General features: G+C 69.1%; 28 protein-coding genes and 2 tRNA genes. 21 read left to right on the forward strand and 9 right to left on the reverse strand.

Annotated elements, in window-relative coordinates; translation table 11 throughout:
• The first annotated feature begins 27 nt into the window (after positions 1–27).
• The 10 genes from PC39_RS05415 (at position 28) to PC39_RS05460 (ending at position 6,227) form a co-directional block, all read left to right on the forward strand.
• A complete protein-coding gene (locus PC39_RS05415) occupies positions 28–1,395 on the forward strand; it encodes a dicarboxylate/amino acid:cation symporter (RefSeq protein ID WP_353252344.1) in 1,368 nt (455 codons plus the stop codon).
• 75 nt (positions 1,396–1,470) lie between these two features.
• The gene (locus PC39_RS05420) at positions 1,471–1,836 is read left to right on the forward strand and encodes a YciI family protein (protein WP_353252345.1); all 366 of its coding nucleotides are present in this window, start codon (positions 1,471–1,473) and stop codon (positions 1,834–1,836) included.
• 3 nt (positions 1,837–1,839) lie between these two features.
• A complete protein-coding gene (locus PC39_RS05425) occupies positions 1,840–1,989 on the forward strand; it encodes a hypothetical protein (protein WP_353252346.1) in 150 nt (49 codons plus the stop codon).
• A complete protein-coding gene (locus PC39_RS05430) occupies positions 1,976–2,362 on the forward strand; it encodes a carboxymuconolactone decarboxylase family protein (RefSeq protein WP_353252347.1) in 387 nt (128 codons plus the stop codon). The genes PC39_RS05425 and PC39_RS05430 overlap by 14 nt, the downstream gene beginning before the upstream one ends.
• Complete coding sequence (locus PC39_RS05435; protein WP_353252348.1) at positions 2,359–2,727, forward strand: YciI family protein; 369 nt, start codon at positions 2,359–2,361, stop codon at positions 2,725–2,727. The genes PC39_RS05430 and PC39_RS05435 overlap by 4 nt, the downstream gene beginning before the upstream one ends.
• Before the next feature lie 13 nt (positions 2,728–2,740).
• Positions 2,741–3,085 carry a YciI family protein gene (locus PC39_RS05440; RefSeq protein ID WP_353252349.1) on the forward strand — a complete coding sequence of 115 codons (345 nt, stop codon included), beginning with the start codon at positions 2,741–2,743 and terminating at the stop codon, positions 3,083–3,085.
• Positions 3,086–3,212: 127 nt separating this feature from the next.
• A complete protein-coding gene (locus tag PC39_RS05445; protein ID WP_353252350.1) occupies positions 3,213–3,695 on the forward strand; it encodes a VOC family protein in 483 nt (160 codons plus the stop codon).
• A gap of 40 nt (positions 3,696–3,735) precedes the next feature.
• Positions 3,736–4,176 carry a YybH family protein gene (locus PC39_RS05450; protein ID WP_353252351.1) on the forward strand — a complete coding sequence of 147 codons (441 nt, stop codon included), beginning with the start codon at positions 3,736–3,738 and terminating at the stop codon, positions 4,174–4,176.
• 10 nt (positions 4,177–4,186) lie between these two features.
• Positions 4,187–4,900 (forward strand): DUF899 domain-containing protein, encoded by a 714-nt coding sequence (locus PC39_RS05455; RefSeq protein ID WP_353252352.1) that lies wholly within the window; start codon positions 4,187–4,189, stop codon positions 4,898–4,900.
• A 94-nt stretch (positions 4,901–4,994) separates the two neighbouring features.
• Positions 4,995–6,227, forward strand: coding sequence for an RNA polymerase sigma factor (locus tag PC39_RS05460; protein ID WP_353252353.1), 1,233 nt, complete (start codon positions 4,995–4,997; stop codon positions 6,225–6,227).
• Here PC39_RS05460 and PC39_RS05465 read toward each other — a convergent pair.
• From PC39_RS05465 to PC39_RS05500, 8 genes are all read right to left on the reverse strand, one after another.
• Positions 6,213–6,707 (reverse strand): PIN domain-containing protein, encoded by a 495-nt coding sequence (locus PC39_RS05465; protein ID WP_353252354.1) that lies wholly within the window; start codon positions 6,705–6,707, stop codon positions 6,213–6,215. The genes PC39_RS05460 and PC39_RS05465 overlap by 15 nt on opposite strands.
• Positions 6,691–6,987 (reverse strand): AbrB/MazE/SpoVT family DNA-binding domain-containing protein, encoded by a 297-nt coding sequence (locus PC39_RS05470; RefSeq protein WP_353252355.1) that lies wholly within the window; start codon positions 6,985–6,987, stop codon positions 6,691–6,693. The genes PC39_RS05465 and PC39_RS05470 overlap by 17 nt, the downstream gene beginning before the upstream one ends.
• A gap of 12 nt (positions 6,988–6,999) precedes the next feature.
• Positions 7,000–7,635 carry a DUF2238 domain-containing protein gene (locus PC39_RS05475; RefSeq protein WP_353252356.1) on the reverse strand — a complete coding sequence of 212 codons (636 nt, stop codon included), beginning with the start codon at positions 7,633–7,635 and terminating at the stop codon, positions 7,000–7,002.
• A complete protein-coding gene (locus PC39_RS05480; RefSeq protein ID WP_353252357.1) occupies positions 7,632–8,105 on the reverse strand; it encodes a Crp/Fnr family transcriptional regulator in 474 nt (157 codons plus the stop codon). The genes PC39_RS05475 and PC39_RS05480 overlap by 4 nt, the downstream gene beginning before the upstream one ends.
• Positions 8,106–8,188: 83 nt before the next feature.
• Entirely contained in the window at positions 8,189–8,857 is a 669-nt protein-coding gene (locus PC39_RS05485; protein WP_353252358.1) for a class I SAM-dependent methyltransferase, read from the reverse strand.
• Positions 8,847–10,268 (reverse strand): FAD-binding oxidoreductase, encoded by a 1,422-nt coding sequence (locus tag PC39_RS05490; protein WP_353252359.1) that lies wholly within the window; start codon positions 10,266–10,268, stop codon positions 8,847–8,849. Before PC39_RS05490 ends, PC39_RS05485 begins: the two co-directional genes overlap by 11 nt.
• Complete coding sequence (locus PC39_RS05495) at positions 10,269–11,177, reverse strand: TIGR01777 family oxidoreductase (RefSeq protein ID WP_353252360.1); 909 nt, start codon at positions 11,175–11,177, stop codon at positions 10,269–10,271.
• Positions 11,178–11,347: 170 nt separating this feature from the next.
• Positions 11,348–12,334, reverse strand: a complete 987-nt coding sequence (locus tag PC39_RS05500; protein ID WP_353252487.1) for a zinc-dependent alcohol dehydrogenase family protein — start codon at positions 12,332–12,334, stop codon at positions 11,348–11,350.
• 123 nt (positions 12,335–12,457) lie between these two features.
• Between PC39_RS05500 and PC39_RS05505 the strand changes: the two genes are divergently transcribed.
• The 8 genes from PC39_RS05505 (at position 12,458) to PC39_RS05540 (ending at position 18,294) form a co-directional block, all read left to right on the forward strand.
• Entirely contained in the window at positions 12,458–13,342 is an 885-nt protein-coding gene (locus PC39_RS05505) for a metallophosphoesterase (protein ID WP_353252361.1), read from the forward strand.
• A 59-nt stretch (positions 13,343–13,401) separates the two neighbouring features.
• A tRNA-Gly gene (locus PC39_RS05510) sits at positions 13,402–13,477 on the forward strand.
• A 37-nt stretch (positions 13,478–13,514) separates the two neighbouring features.
• A tRNA-Gly gene (locus PC39_RS05515) sits at positions 13,515–13,590 on the forward strand.
• A 496-nt stretch (positions 13,591–14,086) separates the two neighbouring features.
• Positions 14,087–14,599, forward strand: a complete 513-nt coding sequence (locus PC39_RS05520; RefSeq protein WP_353252362.1) for a helix-turn-helix domain-containing protein — start codon at positions 14,087–14,089, stop codon at positions 14,597–14,599.
• Positions 14,589–15,332, forward strand: coding sequence for a nucleotidyl transferase AbiEii/AbiGii toxin family protein (locus tag PC39_RS05525; protein ID WP_353252363.1), 744 nt, complete (start codon positions 14,589–14,591; stop codon positions 15,330–15,332). The genes PC39_RS05520 and PC39_RS05525 overlap by 11 nt, the downstream gene beginning before the upstream one ends.
• Positions 15,333–15,587: 255 nt before the next feature.
• Positions 15,588–16,721 (forward strand): histone deacetylase family protein, encoded by a 1,134-nt coding sequence (locus tag PC39_RS05530; protein ID WP_353252364.1) that lies wholly within the window; start codon positions 15,588–15,590, stop codon positions 16,719–16,721.
• 38 nt (positions 16,722–16,759) lie between these two features.
• Positions 16,760–17,194: a GNAT family N-acetyltransferase gene (locus PC39_RS05535; RefSeq protein ID WP_353252365.1), complete on the forward strand. Its 435-nt coding sequence runs from the start codon at positions 16,760–16,762 to the stop codon at positions 17,192–17,194.
• A gap of 92 nt (positions 17,195–17,286) precedes the next feature.
• Complete coding sequence (locus PC39_RS05540; RefSeq protein WP_353252366.1) at positions 17,287–18,294, forward strand: NADP-dependent oxidoreductase; 1,008 nt, start codon at positions 17,287–17,289, stop codon at positions 18,292–18,294.
• Between the two features lie 78 nt (positions 18,295–18,372).
• Here PC39_RS05540 and PC39_RS05545 read toward each other — a convergent pair whose 3' ends face one another.
• Entirely contained in the window at positions 18,373–19,011 is a 639-nt protein-coding gene (locus tag PC39_RS05545; protein ID WP_353252367.1) for an OmpW/AlkL family protein, read from the reverse strand.
• Between the two features lie 136 nt (positions 19,012–19,147).
• Between PC39_RS05545 and PC39_RS05550 the strand changes: the two genes are divergently transcribed.
• The 3 genes from PC39_RS05550 (at position 19,148) to ccoO (ending at position 21,908) form a co-directional block, all read left to right on the forward strand.
• Positions 19,148–19,573 (forward strand): potassium channel family protein, encoded by a 426-nt coding sequence (locus tag PC39_RS05550; RefSeq protein WP_353252368.1) that lies wholly within the window; start codon positions 19,148–19,150, stop codon positions 19,571–19,573.
• Between the two features lie 265 nt (positions 19,574–19,838).
• Complete coding sequence (gene ccoN / locus PC39_RS05555) at positions 19,839–21,263, forward strand: cytochrome-c oxidase, cbb3-type subunit I (RefSeq protein WP_353252369.1); 1,425 nt, start codon at positions 19,839–19,841, stop codon at positions 21,261–21,263.
• 15 nt (positions 21,264–21,278) lie between these two features.
• Positions 21,279–21,908, forward strand: coding sequence for a cytochrome-c oxidase, cbb3-type subunit II (gene ccoO, locus PC39_RS05560; protein ID WP_353252370.1), 630 nt, complete (start codon positions 21,279–21,281; stop codon positions 21,906–21,908).

Consider the following 21,908-nt stretch of genomic DNA (forward strand, 5'->3'; position numbering starts at 1 on the left):
TAGCCGATAGTCTCCGGAGTGCGCGACATGACCCCCGCTATGACCGACAACACCACCGTCCCGGCACCGACCTGGCCCGTCCATCGCCTCGCCGGGCGTCTCAAGCACCTGCTGCGCGAACGCCTCTGGGCGCAGGTGCTGACGGCCATGGCGCTGGGCATCGCGGCGGGTCTGGCCCTGGGCCCGGAAGCGGCGCTGGTGGCGCCCGGCACGGCGGCCCTGATCACGAGTTGGCTGGCCCTGCCCGGCTACGTGTTCCTGGCCCTGGTGCAGATGATCGTGATCCCCCTGGTGGTCACGTCGATCATGCTGGGCATGGCCTCCAGCGAGGACATGGCCTCCCTGCGCAGCACGGGCCTGCGGGCGGGCCTGTTCTTCCTGGCGACCACCCTGGCGGCGGTACTGATCGGCATGGCCGTGGCGCTTACCATCCAACCCGGCCTGCACGTCGATGCCGCCAGCTTGCAGGCGGACTTGCGGCCGGCGGCCGATGCCGTGACACCGGTCGCTGTACCCGCCGGTATCGCGTTCTCCGACCTGCCCGGCCACATCTCGGCGCTGATCCCCACCAACCCGCTCAAGGCCGGACTGGAACAGAACATGATGCAGGTCGTGGTGTTCGCGGTCCTGATCGGCATCGCCCTGGTGAACCTGCCCGCCCAGCACCGCAAGCCCCTGCTCGACCTGCTGGCCGCGATCCAGGAGATCACCATGGTGGTGGTCCGCTGGGCGATGCTGCTGGTGCCATTCGCGGTATTCGGCCTACTCACCCAGATCACCACGCGGCTGGGCCTGAATGCCCTGTTCGGCATGGGCCTGTACGTGTTCACGGTGGTCCTGGGCCTGCTGTTGGCCCTGGCGATGTATCTGGCGGTCTACCGGCTGTTCTCCGGCAGGGGCGTGCGCCACTTCCTGCGGGCGGTCCGGGACGTGCAGCTCCTGGCCTTCTCCACCTCCAGCTCGGCGGCGGTGATGCCCCTGACCATGCAGACCGCCGAGGCCCGGCTGGGCGTGAGCCAGGCGACCGCGCGCTTCGTCATCCCCCTGGGCACGACCATCAACATGGCCGGCACCGCCCTCTACCAGACGGTGGCGACCCTGTTCCTGGCCCAGGTCTTCGGGGTCGAAATCGGCCTGGCCGGCCTGGCGCTGCTGGTATCGCTGGCCGTCGGCGCCTCGATCGGCTCGCCGGGCACGCCCGGCGTGGGCATCGTGATCCTGTCGATGCTGCTGGGCAGCGTCGGCATCCCCGCCGCCGGCCTGGCGCTGGTGGTCGGCGTGGATCGCATCCTCGACATGTGCCGGACCACCGTCAACGTCACCGGCGACCTGATCGCGGCGAGCCTGCTGGACCGGCCGGAAGCAACGGCGGCTCCCGCTCGCGTCGACGCCTAGCCGGCCGGCGGATGTCGATCCGCCCGCCGCCCGGACGACTATGGCGTGACACCCCATCCACGCCGGGGAGGCGCCATGAAATACCTGTGTCTGGTCTACGGCGACGAGACGGCACTGCGCGAGGCCGCGGACAGCCCACGGGACGGCGAGTGCCTGGCCTGTGACGAGGCGCTCCGCGACAGCGGGCACCTGATCGCCAGCGAGGCGCTTGCCCCCGTGCACACGGCCACGACCGTGCGCGTGCGCCGTGGCGATGCCTCGGTCACCGACGGTCCGTTCGCCGAGACCAAGGAACAGCTCGCCGGTTTCCTGCTGATCGACGCCCGCGACCTCAACGAGGCGATACGCGTGGCCGCCCGCATCCCGGCGGCCCGCGTCGGCGGCGTCGAGATCCGGCCGGTGCGGCGTCTCGATACGGCGTCCCGGCCCATGGCGGGCTGAGCCATGTGCCCCGCCTGCCTGACCACGGTGGTCCTCTGGGCGGCCGGCGCCGGCTCCGCCGGCGGCCTGGGCTGGCTCGTGCTGCGCCGACCGCGCGCCGGCGCCCCGGCCATCACCGACCGCGACCAGGAGACCCGCCATGGACCGGAATAGTCCGCCCCGCATCCACCTCCGTGAAACCCGGCCGGCCGGTCGCCGCGCCCCGCCCGAGCGCGGAACGACATCCGACCGCCCGGGCGACCTCGCCACCGCGGAGCGCCGGCTGATCGACGTGGCTGTCCTCGCCGCCCTGGGCGAACAGGCCGCGCCGCGACTGCGGCGGTACGTCGCGGCGGCCCGCCGGGACGGGGCCAGCCGCGAGGCGATCGCCGGGGCGATCTGGCGCGTCGGTCTCCATGCCGGCCTGCCGGCGGCCGTCGAGAGCCTGCACGCGGCCCTGGATGTCTTCGACGCCGAGCTGGGCGGACACGTACCGCCGGAACCGGCTATGCTGCGGTCCCGGCGGGACGATCGCGAGGGAACGTGAAATACCTTTGCCTGGCCTACGAACGCGAGAGCGATCTCGCTGGACTGTCGCACAATGAATGGGACGCCCTGCGCCGGGAGACCCTGGATTACGTCGAGGCCCTGCGCGCGAGCGGCCATCTGGTCGACACCCATGCCCTGAAGAGCGCGACCACCGCGACGACCCTGCGGGTGCGCGGCGGCGAGCTCTCGGCCACCGACGGCCCCTTCGCCGAGACCAAGGAACAGCTCGGCGGCTACTTCCTGATCGAGGCCGCGGACTTCGAGGAGGCCGTGCGCATCGCCTCGCGCTGGCCCTCGGCGCGCATCGGCGGCATCGAGGTGCGGCCGGTCGAGGAGACCCTGCCCGAGGACGGACGTTACTAGTCAGGAGGACACCATGAAGTATCTGTGCCTGGTTTACGGCGAGGAAGACAAGCTCCACGCCCTGCCGGACAGTCCCGACGACACCGAATGCCAGGGCTATGTCGACGCCCTCGCCCGCGACGGCCGCATGCTCGCCGCCGAGGCGCTGGCGCCGGTGTCCACCGCGGTCACCGTGCGCGTGCGCGACGGCCGGACCACGACCACGGACGGCCCCTTCGCGGAGACCAAGGAACAGCTCGCCGGCTTCTACCTGATCGAGGCCGCCGACCTGGACGAGGCCGCGCGGCTGGCCGCCGGCATCCCGCCGGCCCGGGTCGGCTGCGTCGAGGTGCGCCCGGTGCGGACGCTCGACGTGTAGGCCCGGCCGAAACGGGGCCAGACACCGATAAAGTTTGCATCGGCATGCGCCGGTTCGGTCACGGCCTGTCGATCGAGCGGGCCGGCGTTCGACTAGGGGTGGACACCCCCCGTCAGGAGACAACGCCATGACCGATCCCATCCCCGAGGGCCAGGAAGGCCTCATACCCCACTTGGTCTGCGACCCCTGCGGCGAGGCCATCGAATTCTACCGGCGCGCGTTCGACGCCGAGGAAGTCGGCCGCGTCACGCAGCCGGGCAGCGGCAAGATCATGCACGCCGCGCTGACCATCGACGGCCGGGCGCTCTACCTCTGCGACGACTTCCCGGAATTCTGCGCGGAAGGCAAGGCGCGATCGCCGCGAGCGCTGGGCGGCTCGCCGGTAACCGTCCACCGCTACGTCCGCGACTGCGACGCCGCCGTGGAGCGGGCGCGGCAGGCCGGCGCCACCGTGCAGATGCCGCCCGAGGACATGTTCTGGGGCGACCGCTACGCGCAGGTCGTCGATCCTTTCGGGCATAGCTGGTCGCTGGCCACGCACGTCCGCGAGGTCGATCCCGACGAGATGACGCAGGCGATGGCGGGCATGGCGCCCGATCATGACGGCTGAACCCCACGGCGGTCCCGGCGCGGACCCGAGGAGAACGCGAATGGGTGTTGACGTACAAACCGAGGACAGCGCGATACGCGCGCTTGTCGGCCGCTGGGTCGAGGCGGCCTGCGCCAAGGACCTGGACGGCGTCATGGCCTGCTACGCGCCGGAGGTGGTGGCATTCGACGCCATCGCGGCGCTGCGGTTCGAGGGCACCGAAGCCTACCGCAAGCACTGGGAATACTGCATGGGCTTCGCCGAGGGCGAGATGATCATGCGTATCCCCGACATGGACATCACGGTCGGCGGCGATATCGCCTTCTGCCACTACCTCGCCAACTGCGGCTGCACCGACACGGCCGGCAACGAGCGGACCGGCTGGATGCGGGGCACCGTCTGTCTGCGCCGGATCGACGGCCGCTGGCTGATCGACCACGAGCATTACTCCGTGCCCTTCGATCCGGAGACCATGAAGGTCATGACCGAACTGCAACCGTGAGGTAACCGCGATGAGCGAAACAACCGGCACTGCAATGCCCGGGATCGTGTCGCGCGAGGAATGGCTCGCCGCGCACGAAAGGCTCCTGGAAAAGGAAAAGGCGCACACGCGGGCGCGCGACGCCCTCAACGCCGAGCGCCGGCGGCAGCCGATGTGGCGGCTCGAGAAGGACTACGTCTTCGACGGCCCCGCCGGCAAGCTGCGCATGCCGGCGCTGTTCGACGGCCACCGGCAACTCATCCTCTACCACTTCATGTTCGGCCCCAACGCCGACCAGGGCTGCAACGGCTGCTCGATGGTGGTCGACAACCTGTGCCACCCCGCGCACCTGCACGCGCGCGACATCAATCTGATCCTGGTCTCACGCGCGCCGCTGGACCGGATCGAGCCCTTCCGGCAACGCATGCGCTGGAACCTACCCTGGTATTCCTCGCACGGCAGCGACTTCAACTTCGATCTCGGCGTCGGGCCCGCGGCTCCGCGGGCCGGCGAGCACCAGGACGGCGAGATGTTCGGCATGAGCGTGTTCCTGCGCGACGACGCGAACCGCGTCTACCAGACCTACTTCACCCAGCACCGGGGCGTGGAATACCTGGGCAGCAGTTTCAGCCTGTTCGACATCACGCCCTACGGCCGCCGGGAGGATTGGGAGGACGCCCCGGCAGGCTGGCCGAAGGGGCCGCGCTATTCCTGGTGGCGCCATCACGACCGATACGAGTTGTAGGCGGCCGGCACGGAGCCGGAGGATACTGCCCCATGCGGCGCCGGCCACACCGGCCCGTGCAGGCGCACATCACCACGGACATGACCGGACACGCATGACGGGGACGACGCAGGAACGCATCGCGGCGATCTACCGCGCCGAGTCCCGGCGGGTTCTCGCGACCCTGATCCGGTTGCTCGGCGACTTCGAGTTGGCGGAGGAGGCCCTGCACGACGCCTTCGCCGCGGCGATGGTGCAATGGCCGAAAGACGGCCTGCCCGACAACCCCCGCGCCTGGCTGGTCTCGGCCGGGCGCTTCAAGGCCATCGACGGCCTGCGCCGGCGCGCGCGTTTCGACGGCGTGGCGGCCGAGCTGGCCGGGCGCGCGGACCCGGCGACCGATCCCGGCGACGAGGCCGATGTGGGCGACGATTACCTGCGCCTGATCTTCACCTGCTGCCATCCCGCCCTGCCCCCCGACGCGCGCGTGGCCCTGACCCTGCGCGAGGTCTGCGGCCTGACCACGGAAGAGGTGGCGCGGGCCTATCTCGCCGCGCCGTCCGCGATCGCGCAGCGCATCGTGCGCGCCAAGGCCAAGATCCGCGCCGCCCGCATCCCCTACGAGGTGCCGGAGCGCCGCGATCTGCCGGAACGGCTAGACGCGGTGCTGCGCGTGATCTACCTGGTGTTCAACGAGGGCTATTCGGCCTCCTCGGGCGAGACGCTCACCCGCCCGGACCTGTCGGGCGAGGCGATCCGGCTGGCGCGCGCCCTCGGCGACCTGCTGCCCGAGCCGGAGGTCGCGGGATTGCTGGCGCTGATGCTGCTGCACGAGTCGCGCCGGGCCGCGCGCAGCACGGCGAACGGCGACTTGGTACCCCTGGAGGATCAGGACCGCTCGCGCTGGAACGCCGACCTGATCGCCGAGGGTACGACCCTGGTGGAGGGCGCCCTGTCCTCGCGCCGGTTCGGGCCGTACTCACTGCAGGCGGCGATCGCGGCCGTCCACGCCGAGGCGCCGAGCGCCGCGGACACCGACTGGCCCCAGATCGTGGGCCTCTACGACATCCTGCTGCGCGCGACCCGCTCGCCGGTGGTCGCGCTCAATCGCGCGGCCGCGGTGGCCATGCGCGACGGCCCGGCGGCCGGCCTGGCCCTGATCGACGCGCTGCTGGCGGACGGCGAGCTGGGCGACTATCAGCCGGCCCATGCCGCGCGCGCCGACCTGCTGCGCCGCCTCGACCGCCGCGACGAGGCCCGCGCCGCCTACGAGCGCGCCCTGGCGCTCACCGGCCAGGAACCCGAGCGGCGCTTCCTGTCGCGGCGGCTGGCGTCACTTGCCGATTGATTCGGGATCCGCGTACAGCGGCGGCAGTTCGTGCATGCTGTCGGCGGCCGCGAGAAAGGGGTCGACGGTACGGACACGACCATAGTGACGGCCATGCTCGAAATCTTCCGAGAGAATCTCGGGCAGGCCGTGAACCTCGGCGTAGGCCCACAAGTGGGCGTCGAACCAGGACAACTGATACGTCGCCATGCCCCTGAGCGCGGTCAGCAGGACCTCCGCGCCGGGATAGACCACGGGGAACTGAAACATGAGTTCCTCCGCCTCCACGACGGCTTGCGCGGCCGACAGGAGCGGGGCGCCGTCCAGGTCGGGGCGCGGCCGCTTGACCGCCGCCACGAACTCCAGGATCGCCTGGTGCGGCAACACCAGATCGCCGTCGATCACCGCATGGCGCAGCAGATCGCTCGCGATCCGCTGTTTGACCGGATCGCGGGGATCGAAGCGATACACGAGGATATTGGTATCAACCAGTCTTGCCACGGGTGTACAAATCTTCCCGCCGCCAATCCCGTGTCGCGGGCGCCGCGTCCGGGGACCGCCGCAAGACCTTCTCGCGATCCCGTTGACGCGCCGTGGCCGCGTCGAAGCGGCGCAGCCGTTCCTCGGCACTCAGCCGCGATTGTCGCCGCTTGCCCGCGGGCACGAGCTGGATGACATCGCCGGCCGCGACGAAATCGATCTCGTCGCCGGCGGCGATCCCGTACTCGTCCGCGAGCCGTTTGGGGATCGTGACCTGGAGCTTGCTGGTGACCTTGCTCATGACCTCCTTACTTTAGCAAGGATTCTTCCTTGCCATAAGCATGGTCGTGACGGCGGCGATGACCGACCCGAGCAGGGCCAGCGCCATGTCCTTCTGCGCGTCCCAGACATCGCCCTGCGTGCCCAGGTAGGCCTGTCCCAGGTCGCCGCCGAACACCTCCGCGGCCCCCCATTCGAACAGCTCGAAGACCAGCGACATCGTCGCCAGCAGCGCCACCGGATACAGGTAGGATGCGGCCCCGGGCAGCGGGCCGTCCGTCTCCACGTATTCGCGCACGGGACGGAACAGCAGCAGGCCGAAGGCGAAATGGGCCAGCCGGTCAAAGTGGTTGCGGGCCAGGCCCAGGACGTCGGACACGGTGTGCCCGGTCAGCGCCCGCGCCCAGGCATCGTAGGGTACTTCCGAGTAGGTGTGATGGGCGCCGATCTCGTGCAGCACGCCGAACACGAACAGCAAGACATAGGCGGTATCGGAGAACGGCGCCACGCGATGGCGCCGCACCAGCCAGAGCAGGCCGAGGCCCACCAGCACGTTCTCCAGGGCCCAGTCCTCGCGGTACCAGGGGTCCCAGGCGAGTGCCAGCCAGACAGCGGCGAAGGCGGCGAACAGGAGCGGCGGCAGCCAGCCGCCCTCTCGCGCCCCGCTCACGCGAAGCCCGGCGGGCTCCACTCGTTCATCATCTTCTCGCGGGCGGCCGCCAGGCGCTCGGACATGAGCCCGGAGAAACGCTTGAACAGGTCGTAGCCGAACGCGGGATCGTTCTCGCAGTGGCGCAGCACGGCGTCGCCGTCGAAGACCAGCAGCTCGGCGGGCTCCTCGGCGCGCGCCTGGAAGTGCCAGGTGTACGGCGGGATCAGCCAGGACCAGCCGAGGATCGCGTCCGGCCCCAGGTTCTGCAGCTCCAGGGGCGGGCCCTGTATGGCGCTGACCTCAACGGTGATCCGCCCGGACAGCACCAGGTAGAACGCGTCCGCGCTGGCGCCGTAGCGGAACAGGACCTCGTCCTCGGCCAGTTCGCGTTCGGTCGCGCAGGCGGCCAGGAATTCCAGCGACCGGTCCGAGAGACCGGCGAAGAACGGATGTTCGGAGATGACCTGCTCGATCGATTTCTCGGCCACGCCGGACCTCCTGTGGCTGTTGCTGGGGGACATGTCGCCGACCCTTATGGTAACGCGACCGACGGCGGCCGGTTTGATCCAGATCAACCTCCGGCCGGCGACGTGCCGGCCGCGAACACGGCCACGTCGATCCCGTGGCAGCGGCATGTCCAGCCGTGACGCCGGGCCAGCCATTCGAGGGTGCGCCGCCCGTAGAAGCTGACGTGCGTGGGATCACGGTGATAATGCCAGGCGGCGAAATCGGTGTCCGGCTCCAGGCGCCGGGTCATCAGACCGAGACGGCCGTCCGGCTTCAGCAACGCCGCCAGGCGCTCGAACTCGGCGCCGGGTCGATGGAAGTGCTCGGCGGTCTCGGTACAGACGATGAAATCGTAGCGCCGGCGCAACGGCGCCGTATCCGGCGCGAAGAAGGGATCGTAGACCGCGGTCGGGAAACCGGCCTCCGTGAGCATGCCGGCCAGCGCGGGCCCGGGGCCGGCGCCGTAATCCAGCCCCTCGGCGCCCGCCGGCAATGCCGGGACGAGCACCTCGGTCAGCCGCGACAGGAAGCGACGGTAGCCGGGATCGTCGGGGCGGTTGTCGTGGGTCAGGTAGAGCTCGTGCTCGGTCAGGGCGTCGGGACGCTCGTCCGGATGCTGGAAGACCAGGCCGCACTCGCCGCAGCGTCCGTAGCGGCCGCTGTCCACCGTCGCGAACCCCGCCGTTGCGGCCGACCCGCAGAGCGGGCAGGCGGGCCAGGCCTCAGTCGTCACCGGCGACCAGGGCGCCCGGATTGAGGATGCCCCGCGGGTCGAGGGCCTGCTTGATGGCCCGGATCATCGCCAGCTTCGCGGGATCGGCGTAGCGTGCCAGCTCGCCGGTCTTGAGCCGCCCGATGCCGTGCTCGGCCGACACCGAACCGTCGAACCGGGCGACGATGTCGTGGATCACGCGGTTGGCCTCGCGCCAGCGGCCCAGGAAAGCCTTGCCGTCGGCGTCCTCGGGTTGCTGGAGGTTGAAGTGCAGGTTGCCGTCGCCGACATGCCCGAAGGCGCAGACCCGCACCCCGGGCATGGCGTCCTCGATCGCGGCGGCGGCCTCGGCGACGAACGCCGGCAGGCGCGAGACCGGCACCGAGACGTCGTGCTTGATCGAGGCTCCCTCGCGGATCTGGGCCTCGGGGATATGCTCGCGGATGTGCCAGAAGCGGCCGGCGTCGTCGAGACTCCCGGCCAGGGCCGCGTCCGCCACCTCGCCGGCCTCGAAGGCGGCCTCCAGGCCGGATTCCAGGGCCTCGCGCAGCCAGGTGCCCTCGGCGGGGCTGGCCAGTTCCACGAGCACGTACCAGGGATGGGTCTCGTCCAGGGGATCGCGGCAGCCCGGGATATGGCGCAGCGCCAGCTCCAGCCCGAAGCGCGGAATCAGCTCGCAGGCGATCACATTGTCGCCGCTGGCGGCGCGCAGCCGGCCCAGCAGGGCCACGGCGGCGGCCGGGTCCGTCACGCCGGCGAAGGCGGTCTCGCGCTGGGCCAGGGCCGGGTACAGCCGCAGGGTGGCGGCGGTGATGATGCCCAGCGTGCCCTCGCTGCCGACGAAGAGCTGACGCAGGTCGTAGCCGGTGTTGTCCTTGCGCAGGCCCGACAAGCCGTGCCAGACGCGGCCGTCGGCCAGCACCACTTCCAGTCCCAGCGTGAGATCCCGGGCGTTGCCGTAGCGCAGGACATTGACGCCGCCGGCGTTGGTGGCGAGATTGCCGCCGATACGACAGGAACCTTCGGCCGCCAGCGACAGGGGGAACAGGCGATGCACCTCCGCGGCTGCCTTCTGCACGTCGGCGAGGATGCAACCGGCCTCGACGGTGATGGTGTCGTTGTCGGTATCGATCCCGCGCACGCGGGTCATGCGGTCCAGCGCGAGCACGATCTGGCCGTCCGCCGACTGCGGCGCGGCGCCGCCCACCAGGCCGGTATTGCCGCCCTGCGGCACGATGCCCACGCCGGCCTCGGCGCAGGCCGTCACCACGGCCGCGACCTCGTCCGTGCTCGCCGGCCGCGCCACCGCCCCGGCGGTGCACTCGAAATGACCGCGCCACTCGCGCAGGTACGGCGCCATGTCCTCGGGCGCGGTGAGCAGGCCGCGCTCGCCGAGGCACTCGCGCAGCTTGCCGAGGAAGGCGTCGTCCATTCAGCCGCCGTCCACGATTTCGGCCAGGGCCGCGTCCAGGTCCGGGAAGCGGAACTGGAAGCCGGCCTCCTGCAGCCGGCGCGGCACCACCCGCTGGCCGGTGAGCAGCATCTCCGCCATCTCGCCGAACATCAGCCGCACCACCGGCGCCGGCATCCCGGCCCAGACCGGGCGGCGCAGCGCCCGCCCGAGTGCCTTGCTGAAGGTGCGATGGGTGACCGCATGCGGCGCCACCGTGTTGTACGGGCCCGAGCAGTCCTGGTTCTCGATCAGGAACAGGATGGCCCGCACCAGATCCATGCGGTGGATCCAGGGCAGCCACTGGCGGCCGTTGCCCAGCCAGGCGCCCATGCCGAAGCGGAAGGCCGGCAGCATGGATTGCAGCGGTCCGCCGCCGGCGTCGAGCACCGCGCCCGGTCGGATCAGGCAGACCCGCACGCCGTGGTCGCGCGCCGCGATCGCGGCCGCCTCCCACTGGCGGCATAGCTCGGACTGGTATTCGTCGCCCGGCGGCTCGCCCTCGTCGACCTCGTCGTCGCCGCGGGCGCCGTAGTAACCGACCGCGGAGCCGTTGACCAGCACGCGCGGGGCATCGCTGCCGCAGGCGGCGGCGTACTCGACCAGGTGTTCGGTGGTACGCACGCGGCTGGCGACGAACTCGCGCTTGCGCGCCTCGTTCCAGCGCTTGACGCCCAGGTTCTCGCCGGCCAGGCCGACCATGCCGTGGGGCGGCGCGGTCAGTTCGTGCGCGGATTCGACCACGCCCACGGATTCCGGCAGCAGCTTGCGCGCCCGTTCAGCGTCGCGCGTGAGCACGTCCACGCCCCAGCCCTCGGCCAGAAGCCGGGTGCACAGGGCCCGGCCGATGAAGCCGGTGCCGCCCGTCACCAGTATCCGTCGCTCGCTCATGCCGCCAAGGATAAACGTATCAATCGATGCTAACCACAGAGCCACAGGGGCACAGAGCGAAGACCAGGACTGTAGGCAGTCAATGCACGAAAACCGCGGAAAGTTTCACGCTTTCCTGAGAATCACTCTTCAATTTATCTCTGTGCCTCTGTGCCTCTGTGGTTAATTCCTCAAGGCAATAGCACGGCGGCCCCGGTGAAGCGGCCGGCGCGCAGGTCGTCGAGGGCGTCGTTGGCGCGGGCCAGCGGATAGGTCAGCGTTCGGGTGTCGATCGTGGCCTGGGCGGCGGCGTCCATGAGGGCATGGCCGTCCTCGCGGGTGAGATTGGCGACCGAGCGCACGAGGCGCTCCTCCCAGAGCAACCGATAGGGAAAGGACGGGATGTCGCTCATGTGGATACCGCCGCAGACCACCGCCCCGCCCTTGTCCACCGCCCGCAGGGCGGCGGGCACCAGCGGGCCGACGGGGGCGAAGATCAACGCCGCGTCCAGCGGCTCCGGCGGCATCGTGTCGGAACCGCCGGCCCAGACGCAGCCGAGCTCGCGGGCGAAGGCCTGGCCCGCGTCGTCTCCCGGCCGGGTGAAGGCATAGACCCGAACGCCCTGACTCGCGGCAAGTTGCGCCACCAGGTGCCCGGCGGCGCCGAAGCCGTAGATCCCCAGCCGCTCGACAGGCTCGCCGGCCATGCGGTAGGTGCGATAGCCGATCAGGCCGGCGCAGAGCAGCGGCGCGGCGGCGACGTCGCCGTACGCCTCCGGTAGCGCCAGACAGTAGCGGGCATCGGCCAGGGTGTACTCGGCGTAGCCGCCGTCCCGCGTATAGCCGGTGTAGACGGCGGCGTCGCACAGGTTCTCGCGGCCGCGCCGGCAGTAGCGGCAGGTGCCGCAGCTACCGCCCAACCAGGGCACGCCCACGCGGTCGCCGACCCGGAAATCGCTCACGTCGCCGCCCGCGGCGGCGACCCGGCCCACGATCTCGTGCCCCGGCACCAGCGGCAGCACGGGTTCGGTCAACTCGCCGTCGACCACGTGCAGGTCGGTGCGGCAGACGCCGCAGGCCGCCACCCGGATCAGGACATCCCGCGGCCCCGGCTCGGGCAACGGCAGCTCGCGCTCGCGCAGGGGCTCGCCCACCCGCTCCAGGACCATCGCGCGCATGTTTTGCGGAAGATCGCTCATCACCGTTGCGGCCCCATCAAGACTCCGGTATCGATTCTAACGCCGGACGGCGATCCGCCGCTTTCGTTTGCCAACGCCGCACGCAACCCTTAGAAAGGGCGCATGCGCTTCGCGGTCATCGGCGACATCCACGGCTTCTGGGACGAACGCGACACCGCGTTCTTCGAAGCCTCCGACTACGACGCCCTGCTGTTCGTGGGCGACCTGCCGCGCCTGGCCAACCACCGCGAGGTGGCGGGCGAACTGGCGCGGCTGACCAAGCCCGCCTGGCTGATGCCCGGCAACCATGACGGCGTGACCGCGCCGCAGCTCCTGGCCGAGATCAAGGGCTGGCACCTGCTGCGCCGGCTGACGGCGATCGGCATGACCCGGCGCGTCCGCCGCCTGGAGACCGCCATCGGCAACGTCCGCCTGACCGGCTACGCGCTGCACGACCTGGGCGACGGTCTCGGCATGCTGGCCGCGCGGCCTCATGCCATGGGACCGGACAAGTTCTACTACGGCCACTACATGCGGCGCCGTTTCGGAATCCGGGGCTACCACGACAGCGCCGACCTGCTGCGGCGGCTGGTCGACGACGCCCCCGAGGACCTGATCGTGCTCGCGCACAACGGACCGGCGGGCCTCGGCGACGCACCCGAGGACCCCTGGGGCTGCGATTTCTCGGACGAATTCGGCGACTTCGGCGACCCCGACCTGGAGGCGGCCCTCGAACACGCGCGAGACAGCGGCCGGCGGGTGCACGCGCTGGTGGCCGGCCACATGCACCACCAACGCAAGCGCGGCGGCGGCCGCCGCACCTCGGCGCGGCGTCACGACACGCTCTATGTCAACGCCGCCAGCGTGCCGCGCATCCGCGACGGCGGCGCGCGCCGGCACCACGTGGCGCTCACCGTGGACACCGACGGGGCCCGCGCCGAGACCGTGATCGTGAACGCCGACGGCGATGTGGTCGAACGCACGCCGCTGCCGGAAGAAAGTCCTTGAATTATCCCCCGGTTTGCCGTTATCTATAGCGGTGTGGAACGGGGCGCCGGAGCCCCGAGGCGGCGGTAGCTCAGCCGGTAGAGCGCAACCTTGCCAAGGTTGAGGTCGCCGGTTCGAATCCGGTCCGCCGCTCCAGTTCCCTCCCCGTCCGTCCGGCGGACGGGCGCGATGCGCGGCGATAGCTCAGTTGGTAGAGCGCAACCCTCCCAAGGTTGAGGTCGCGGGTTCGACTCCCGTTCGCCGCTCCAATCCCCCCTTGGTGGTCGGTTCGGCGTTCGTACGGGTCGCGGGTTGCGTGGACCTGGCGGTCCGCGTCCTTCGGATGCGCTCTTCAGCGCACCCGATGCGCTGGCGCGCATCGGTCGACTCCCGTTCGCCGCTCCAATCCCCCCTTGGTGGTCGGTTCGGCGTTCGTACGGGTCGCGGGTTGCGTGGACCTGGCGGTCCGCGTCCTTCGGATGCGCTCTTCAGCGCACCCGATGCGCTGGCGCGCATCGGTCGACTCCCGTTCGCCGCTCCAATCCCCCCTTGGTGGTCGGTTCGGCGTTCGTACGGGTCGCGGGTTGCGTGGACCTGGCGGTCCGCGTCCTTCGGATGCGCTCTTCAGCGCACCCGATGCGCTGGCGCGCATCGGTCGACTCCCGTTCGCCGAGCTATTCCCGACCGCCAGCCCTCGAACAGCCTCGGTATTTACATTTTGTACAATCAAGTACAATTTGTACCCGATACAAGAGTTGACTGACCATGCGTTGGCACGAGACGGCAAAAAGACTGGTCGACGAGGCCGGCATCCCGCGCACGGCCCTGATGACCGTGCTGGGCGTGCGCACGCCCGCGGCGGTCAGCCATTACCTGAACGGGCGCCGCCAGCCCTCCCCGGATCAACTCAAGGCGCTGGCGGATGCACTCGGTGTCCACATCGACGACTTCTTCGCAACCGGCCCGACCGCCCACGCGCCGTCCGCGGCCCTGGCGGAGCGGTTGCGCGCGCATTCGGAGCGGCCGTCCACCATCTCCGCTCTACGGCGCCGTTATGCCTGGTCGAATCCGGAAGGCGTCGCCGAGACCGCCCTGATCCGCAACGTACTCGCCGCCGGCCGCTTCGATGACATCCTGGCGCTGGCCACGGCCTTAGGCCTCGACCGCATCGAGGCGATTGCCGGCAACGATGCCGATTTGGCCGCGCGGCCACGGCTGGCCCGGCTACTCGGCAATATCCGGGCAGGCTACGAACGGGCATGTTCCCATGCGTCTTGACGCCCTTTCTCAGGCCACGCGCGACCTGTTCGAGTACGCCGCCGGCTCTCCCGAGCTGGCGCCATTCACGCTGGTCGGCGGCAGCGCCCTCGCCCTGCAGATAGGTCACCGGCGTAGCATGGACCTGGATTTCGCGGTCTTCACGGACACGTTGCCCGAGCCGGACATTGACCGCTGGATCGAACGTCTGCGCCAGGCCGGGGTCGCGGCCGACGACCTGACCGACATCGAGGCCGCCAGCCGCTTTCGGATCAATACCGGCAAGCCGCTTTCGCGTTTCGCGCGCGATTACGAGATCGCGGGCGTGCGGGTCACTTTCTTCGTCCAGGGCCGGAACGAGGCACAGCGTCGTTTCTACCGGGATGCCGACGTCCTGCACGGCAGCAGCCGCAGCTTCGGCATCCTGGGACTGGACGGCCTCAAGGTCGCCAAGACCCTGGTGCTGGCGGACCGGGCGCGCTCCAGGGACCTGTTCGACCTGATGGTGCTACTGCGGGACCACGGCCTGACCGTGGATCGGATGGCCCGGATCGTGCGGACGCTCGGCCACAATAACGATCTCGAGCACTATATCGCTGTCATGTGCGGCGATATCCCTCTGGATGCGGGGGACGAGGGCCTCCACCCGACCGGCACCGCCATCGCGATCAACGATATCCACGCCGAGTTGCGGCGATACATCGACGCATGGCAAATCGAGCGGGCGAGCGAAGCCCCCTGGCGCCACGAATAGCGAATAAAATCCAGGCCGGCTCCCGGCATGCTCTTCCATCGGCCCGCAGCCTCGCTGCGAAGCGATCCGGCACAGCGACTACGGTTCACCACGGCACTTGTGAGGCCAATCGCCGCCAGGCGGGCCACAACCGAAAAACCATGCCGCTTTCAGCTACCATGCGGATATGATCTAGGCCAGGGACTTCAGAAGACCCGCCCGCCACACCTGAACGGCGGAAGCGGGCTTGACCGCCTCAGTTGAGGAGAACGCGTCTTGATCGGCGACCGCAATGTCCTGGTGATTTACGACGAGCGCATGCTCGGCCACCGGCCCGAGGCGCAGGAGCCCTTCCTCCCGAGCCGCCTCAACAAGAGGCTCAAGGGGCTGCTGGAGGGGCTTGGCCTGCAGGCCACGTGGAGTTATCCCGAACATCCCGGCCGGATCACCGCCGTGTACGAGCTGCTGCAGTCGCAGCCGGTACCGGGCGTACGGTTCGAGCCCGGCGTGGCCGCCACGGAAGCGCAGCTCGCCAGCGTGCATACCTTGTCCTATATCCGCGACATCTACGAGTTGCGGGGCAAGCAGGCCTGGCTCGATATCGACACGACCGCCGTGTCGGCGGGCAGCGTGGAAGCCGCCGAGGTCGCCGCGGGGTCCGGCATCGCCGCGGTGGACGCGGTCTTCGAGAAGCGCGCCGACGCCGCATTCGTCCTGTGCCGCCCCCCGGGGCATCATGCCAATGCGGTACGGGCACGCGGCTTCTGCCTGTTCAACAACATCGCGGTGGCGGCGGCGCACGCGGAATCCCGCTGGGATTGCGAGCGCATCCTGATCATCGACTGGGACGCCCATCACGGCAACGGCACCCAGGATATCTTCACCGCCAACAGCAGCGTGCTGTTCTTCGACACCCACCGCGCCGCGCCTTTCTACCCCGGCACCGGCGACCTGACCGAGACCGGCGAGGGCTTGGGCGAGGGCACCACCATCAACGTCCCGCTGCCCGAACAGACCGGCGACCGGGCCATTCTCAAGGCGTTCAACGAGATCCTCGTGCCGGCGGCGGAATGGTTCAAGCCCGACCTCGTCCTGGTGTCCGCCGGCATGGACGCCCACTACACCGAATTGTGCTTGAACATGAGTTTCAACGGCTTCAGCGCCATGACCGGGGTCGTGCAGCAAATCGCGGACCGCTATTGCGACGGGCGTCTCGTCATGATGCTCGAAGGGGGCTACAACCCGGCCACGCTGGCGCAAGCCACGCGCACGGTGCTCGAGGTGATGGCGGGGGCGGAACCCGCGACGCCGGATGACCCGGGGATGCCGGAGGTGGCGCACGCCATCGACTATCACCGGGACGCTTTCCAGGAAGCCGGCGATCCGGGGGACGACCGGGACACGCCGTGAACCGACCGACACGAACGCCCCGGTAGCCGGGCCCGCCGATGCCCATCACCCTGCGGGATATCACGCCGGCCAACTGGCAGCAGTGCATCGGCCTGGAGCCGGCGCCGGCGCAAGCCCACCGGATCGCCTCCAACCTTTACTCGCTTGCCGAAGCCTACGTCGAACCCCGACTCCGGCCCCGGGCGATATACCTCGGCAGACGGATGATCGGTTTCGTCATGTACGAGTTCGACGCCGAGAACGACTGTTACTGGATACCCCGTTTCATGATAGATGCCCGCTGCCAGGGGCGGGGCTACGGCAAACGCGCGCTCCAGGCCGTGATCGCGGCGCTCCGCGACCAACGGCCGGACGCGCCGATCATGCTCAGTATCACGCCGGACAATGCGATTGCGCGGCACTTGTATTCGAGCCTCGGCTTCGTGGCGACCGGTCACCGCAGGCACGGCGAGGAAGTCCTGCGACTCGGATAACGTATCCGTGCCGGCGCAGGCACGTGTGGACACCGCGGCAATGCCGGCCTAGGCTCGATCGGTCCATCAATACGACACGATCCGGAGGCACGGTGACCCAGACGAACCGGCAATGGCTGCTTGCGCGGCGCCCGCGGGGCGCGGTATCCGACGACGATTTCAAGTTCGAGCACGGCGAGGTGCCCACGCCGGCCGACGGCGAGGTCGTGGTCCGGACCCGGTATATCTCCATGGACCCGACCAACCGGGCCTGGATGAACGAACAGCCGACCTACATGGAACCGATCCCGCTGGGCGCGCCGATGCGGGCCTTCGTGATGGGCGAGGTCGTGGCATCCGCCAGCGACAAGTTCGCCGAGGGCGACAAGGTCACGGGCATCGGCGGCTGGTGCGACTACTTCAAGGCCCCGGCCGGAACCCTGAGCCGGCTCCCGGCGATCCCCGGCATCACGGGGAAGGAGGTCTTCGGCATCTACTCGATCGTCGGACCGACCGCGTATTTCGGCATGCACGACATCGGCCGGCCCAAGATCGGCGAGACCCTGGTGGTGTCGGGCGCGGCCGGCGCGGTCGGCTCGCTGGCCGGACAGTTCGGCAAGTTCTACGGCTGCCGGGTGATCGGCATCGCCGGCGGCCGGGAGAAATGCGGCTGGGTCGTGAACGACTTCGGCATGGACGCGGCCATCGACTACAAGTCGGAGGACGTGGCCGCGCGCCTCGACGAGCTGTGCCCCGACGGCATCGACATCTACTTCGACAACGTCGGCGGGGACATCCTGGACGCGGCCCTCGCGCGCATGAACGTGTACGGCCGTATCGTCCAGTGCGGCGCGATATCGATGTACAACGCCGAGGGGCCGACACCGGGGCCGAGCAACTACCTCAACATCGTGATCCGGCGACTCACGGTGCAGGGCTTCGTGATCCTGGATTACTTCGACCGCTACCCGGAGGCCTACCGGGCGTTGACCACGCTCCGGAAACAGGGCCGTCTGGAATGGAAATTCGACGAATTCGAGGGGCTCGACAACGCCCTGGACGCCCTGCGGTCACTGTTCACCGGCGGCAACACCGGCAAGGTGATCCTGGAGGTCGACTGACGCCCGGCCGTAGCGTGCCGCGCCCCGTGCGGGGCGCGGCATTGTCGGGCGCGTCGATTCCCCGCGAGCCTCGCCGGCTCAGAAGGTCCGGCCCACGCCGACCATGAAGACCAGCGGGTTGATGGCGACGTCGAAGTCGTTGAAGGTCTCGACATCGGCCTCGGTCTCCAGGTCGATGTACCAGGCCGAGACATTGGCGAACCAATCCTGGTTCAGGTCCACGTCGACGCCCACGTTCAAGGCCAGGCCCACCGAATCCTCCAGCTCGATGTCGAGTCCGTCGAGGGCCCCGCGGGTCTGCTCGTCGAAGAACACCGTGTAATTCACGCCGACGCCGGCATAGGGCCGGACCGAGGCGTGCGGCTGGAAGTAGTAGAGCAGCGACAGGGTGGGCGGCAACTGCTTGGTGGTCGCCACCGTGCCCGACAACGAGCCCTTGCCCTCGATGTCGTGCTTGAACGGCGTCGCCGCCAGCAGATCGACCGACCAGTTGTCGGTGAGCATGTAGCCCACCGAGAAGCCCAGGGCCCAGGCGTCGTCGGCCTCCACCTTGGCACCGGCCACGCCCGGCACGCCGTCGCTGTCGTCGGTGGGATCGACATACGCCGGGCCGCCGCGCACGACCCAGTCGCCGGCCTCGAGCGCGCCGGCGGCACCGCCGAACGCCGTCAGCCCCCCCGCCGCCAGGGCGGCGATCAAATGCAGTTTCTTGGTCATCGGATTTCGTCCTTGCTCGCTGTGGTGGTGAATCCGGGGCGAACATTAGGGCCCGGCGCGGCCGCATGCTTTGATCCAGATCAAGTCGGACATCCGGGACCTGCATGGGTTAGCCTGTGGCCGCAGGGAGACCGGCATGATCGACACCTACATCCTCAACACCCTGATCGTGGCCATCGCGGTACTGGTCCACTACGAGATGCTGTACCGCCTGGGGCGGGTGATCCCACGCCTGACCGTTCGCCACCGCGCGCGGGTGCTGATCGCCCTGTGCGGCGCCCTGGCCGCCCACATCGTCGAGGTCTGGATCTTCGCGGCGGGCTATCATCTGACCCTGCATCTGGACGGTTACGGCCGCCTGGCGGGCAACTTCGACGGCACCTTCCTGGACTGCGTCTACTTTTCCTTCACCACCTACACCACCCTGGGCATCGGCGACATCCAGCCCGAAGGCGATATCCGCTTCCTGGCGGGCCTGGAGGGTCTGACCGGCTTCCTGCTGATCACCTGGACCGCCTCCTTCATGTTCATGGAGATGACCCGCTACTGGAAACGGCAGTAGGACGCCGCCGAAACGCGCCGTCCCATCACGGGACCGGGAGATCCCGCGTCGATCAAGCATCCGAGCACCTCCTCGGACGCGGCCGAGGCCGGGCCCGCACCGCACGCCCTACCGGGCCTTCGTGCACCGGTATTTGATCCAGATCAAACGCCGCGCCCCGCGCCGGCTGGTAAGGTTAGCGCGTGCCGCCGACACGGGCGCGCACGAGGTGTAGCCACAGCGCATGCCGGCGGGGACCGGCGGCGCAACGACCGGATAGAGGGACATGGACTCGACACCGAAATACAACGAGAAGGTGGTCCGCCAGTTCGCGATAGCGACCGTGATCTGGGGCATCGTGGGGATGGCCGTGGGGGTGCTCCTGGCAGCCCAGTTGCTCTGGCCCGCCCTGAACTTCGACGTGCCGTGGCTGACCTTCAGCCGCCTGCGGCCGCTGCACACCAACGCGGTGATCTTCGCGTTCGGCGGCTCCGGGCTGTTCGCCACGTCCTACTACGTCGTCCAGCGCACTTGTAGCGCGCCGCTGTTCGGCGAGAAGTGGAAGCTGCCGGCCTTCACCTTCTGGGGCTGGCAGGCGGTGATCGTCGGCGCCGTGATCACCCTGCCGCTGGGCCTGACCCAGAGCAAGGAGTACGCCGAGCTGATCTGGCCGCTGGACGTGCTGATCACCCTGGTCTGGGTGGCCTATGCCGTGGTGTTCTTCGGCACCATCGCGATGCGCAAGGTCAAGCACATCTACGTGGCGAACTGGTTCTTCGGCGCCTACGTGCTGACCATCGCCGTGCTGCACATCGTCAACAACCTGGCGATCCCGACCTCCTGGACACACTCGTATCCGGTCTACGCGGGCGCGGTCGACGCCATGGTGCAGTGGTGGTACGGCCACAACGCGGTGGGCTTCTTCCTCACCGCCGGCTTCCTGGGGATGATGTATTACTTCGTGCCCAAGCAGGCCGGACGGCCGATCTACTCCTACCGACTGTCGGTGGTGCACTTCTGGGCCCTGATCTCGATCTACATGTGGGCCGGCCCGCACCACCTGCACTGGACCTCGCTGCCCGAGTGGGCGCAGTCGCTGGGCATGGTGTTCTCGCTGATCCTGCTGGCGCCCTCCTGGGGCGGCATGATCAACGGCATCATGACCCTGTCGGGTGCCTGGCACAAACTGCGCGACGACCCGATCATCCGCTTCCTGATCGTGAGCCTGTCGTTCTACGGCATGTCCACGTTCGAGGGGCCGATGATGTCGATCAAGACCGTCAACGCCCTCTCCCACTACACCGACTGGACCATCGGCCACGTGCACTCCGGCGCCCTCGGCTGGGTGGCCTTCATCACCATCGGCTCGCTCTACGTGCTGATACCCCGCCTGTACGGCCGCGAGTCGATGTACAGCGTCAAGGCCATCAGCCTGCATTTCTGGGTGAGCACCATCGGCGTGGTCCTGTATATCGCCGCGATGTGGATCGCCGGTGTCATGCAGGGCCTGATGTGGCGCGCCAGCAACCCGGACGGGACGCTGACCTACAGCTTCATCCAGTCGCTGGAGGCCACCTATCCGTACTACGCCGTGCGCCTGCTCGGGGGCCTTCTGTTCCTCGCTGGCATGTTCATCATGGCCTGGAACGTCTGGCGCACCATCCGGCCGCAGCCGCAGCCGGCGACCGCCTCCGCCACCGCGACCGCGTAATCAGGAGAGACAGCAATGGCGTCGCATGAAGTAGTCGAAAAAAACATCGGCCTGATGGCCATCCTGATCGTGATCGTGATCAGCATCGGCGGTCTGGTCGAGATCGTGCCCCTGTTCTTCACCGTGAGCACCACGGAAGCCGCGGAAGGCGTGGAGCCCTACGGACCGCTGGAGCTGGCCGGGCGCGATATCTATGTCAGCGAGGGCTGCTACAACTGCCACTCGCAGATGATCCGCCCCTTCCGGGCCGAGACCGAGCGTTACGGCCACTACTCGCTGTCCGGCGAGTACGTCTACGACCGGCCGTTCCAGTGGGGTTCCAAGCGCACGGGCCCGGACCTGGCGCGCGTGGGCGGCCGCTACACGGACGAGTGGCACCGCGCGCACCTCATGAACCCGCGCGATGTGGTGCCCCAGTCGAACATGCCGGGCTTCCCCTGGCTGGCCGAGCGCGAGGTCGACGTCGACTCCGTGATCACCCGCATGGAGGTCCAGCAGGAGTGGCTCGGCGTGCCCTATAGCGACGAGCAGATCGAGCAGGCCCGCGCCAAGCTCGAGGGCAAGACCCAGATGGACGCGATGATCGCCTACCTGCAGGGCCTGGGCGTCGAGGTCGGCCGTCAGGCCGGTCAGCAGGGACGGTAA

This window comes from Salinisphaera sp. PC39 (assembly GCF_040361335.1).
Classification (GTDB): Bacteria; Pseudomonadota; Gammaproteobacteria; order Nevskiales; family Salinisphaeraceae; genus APNM01.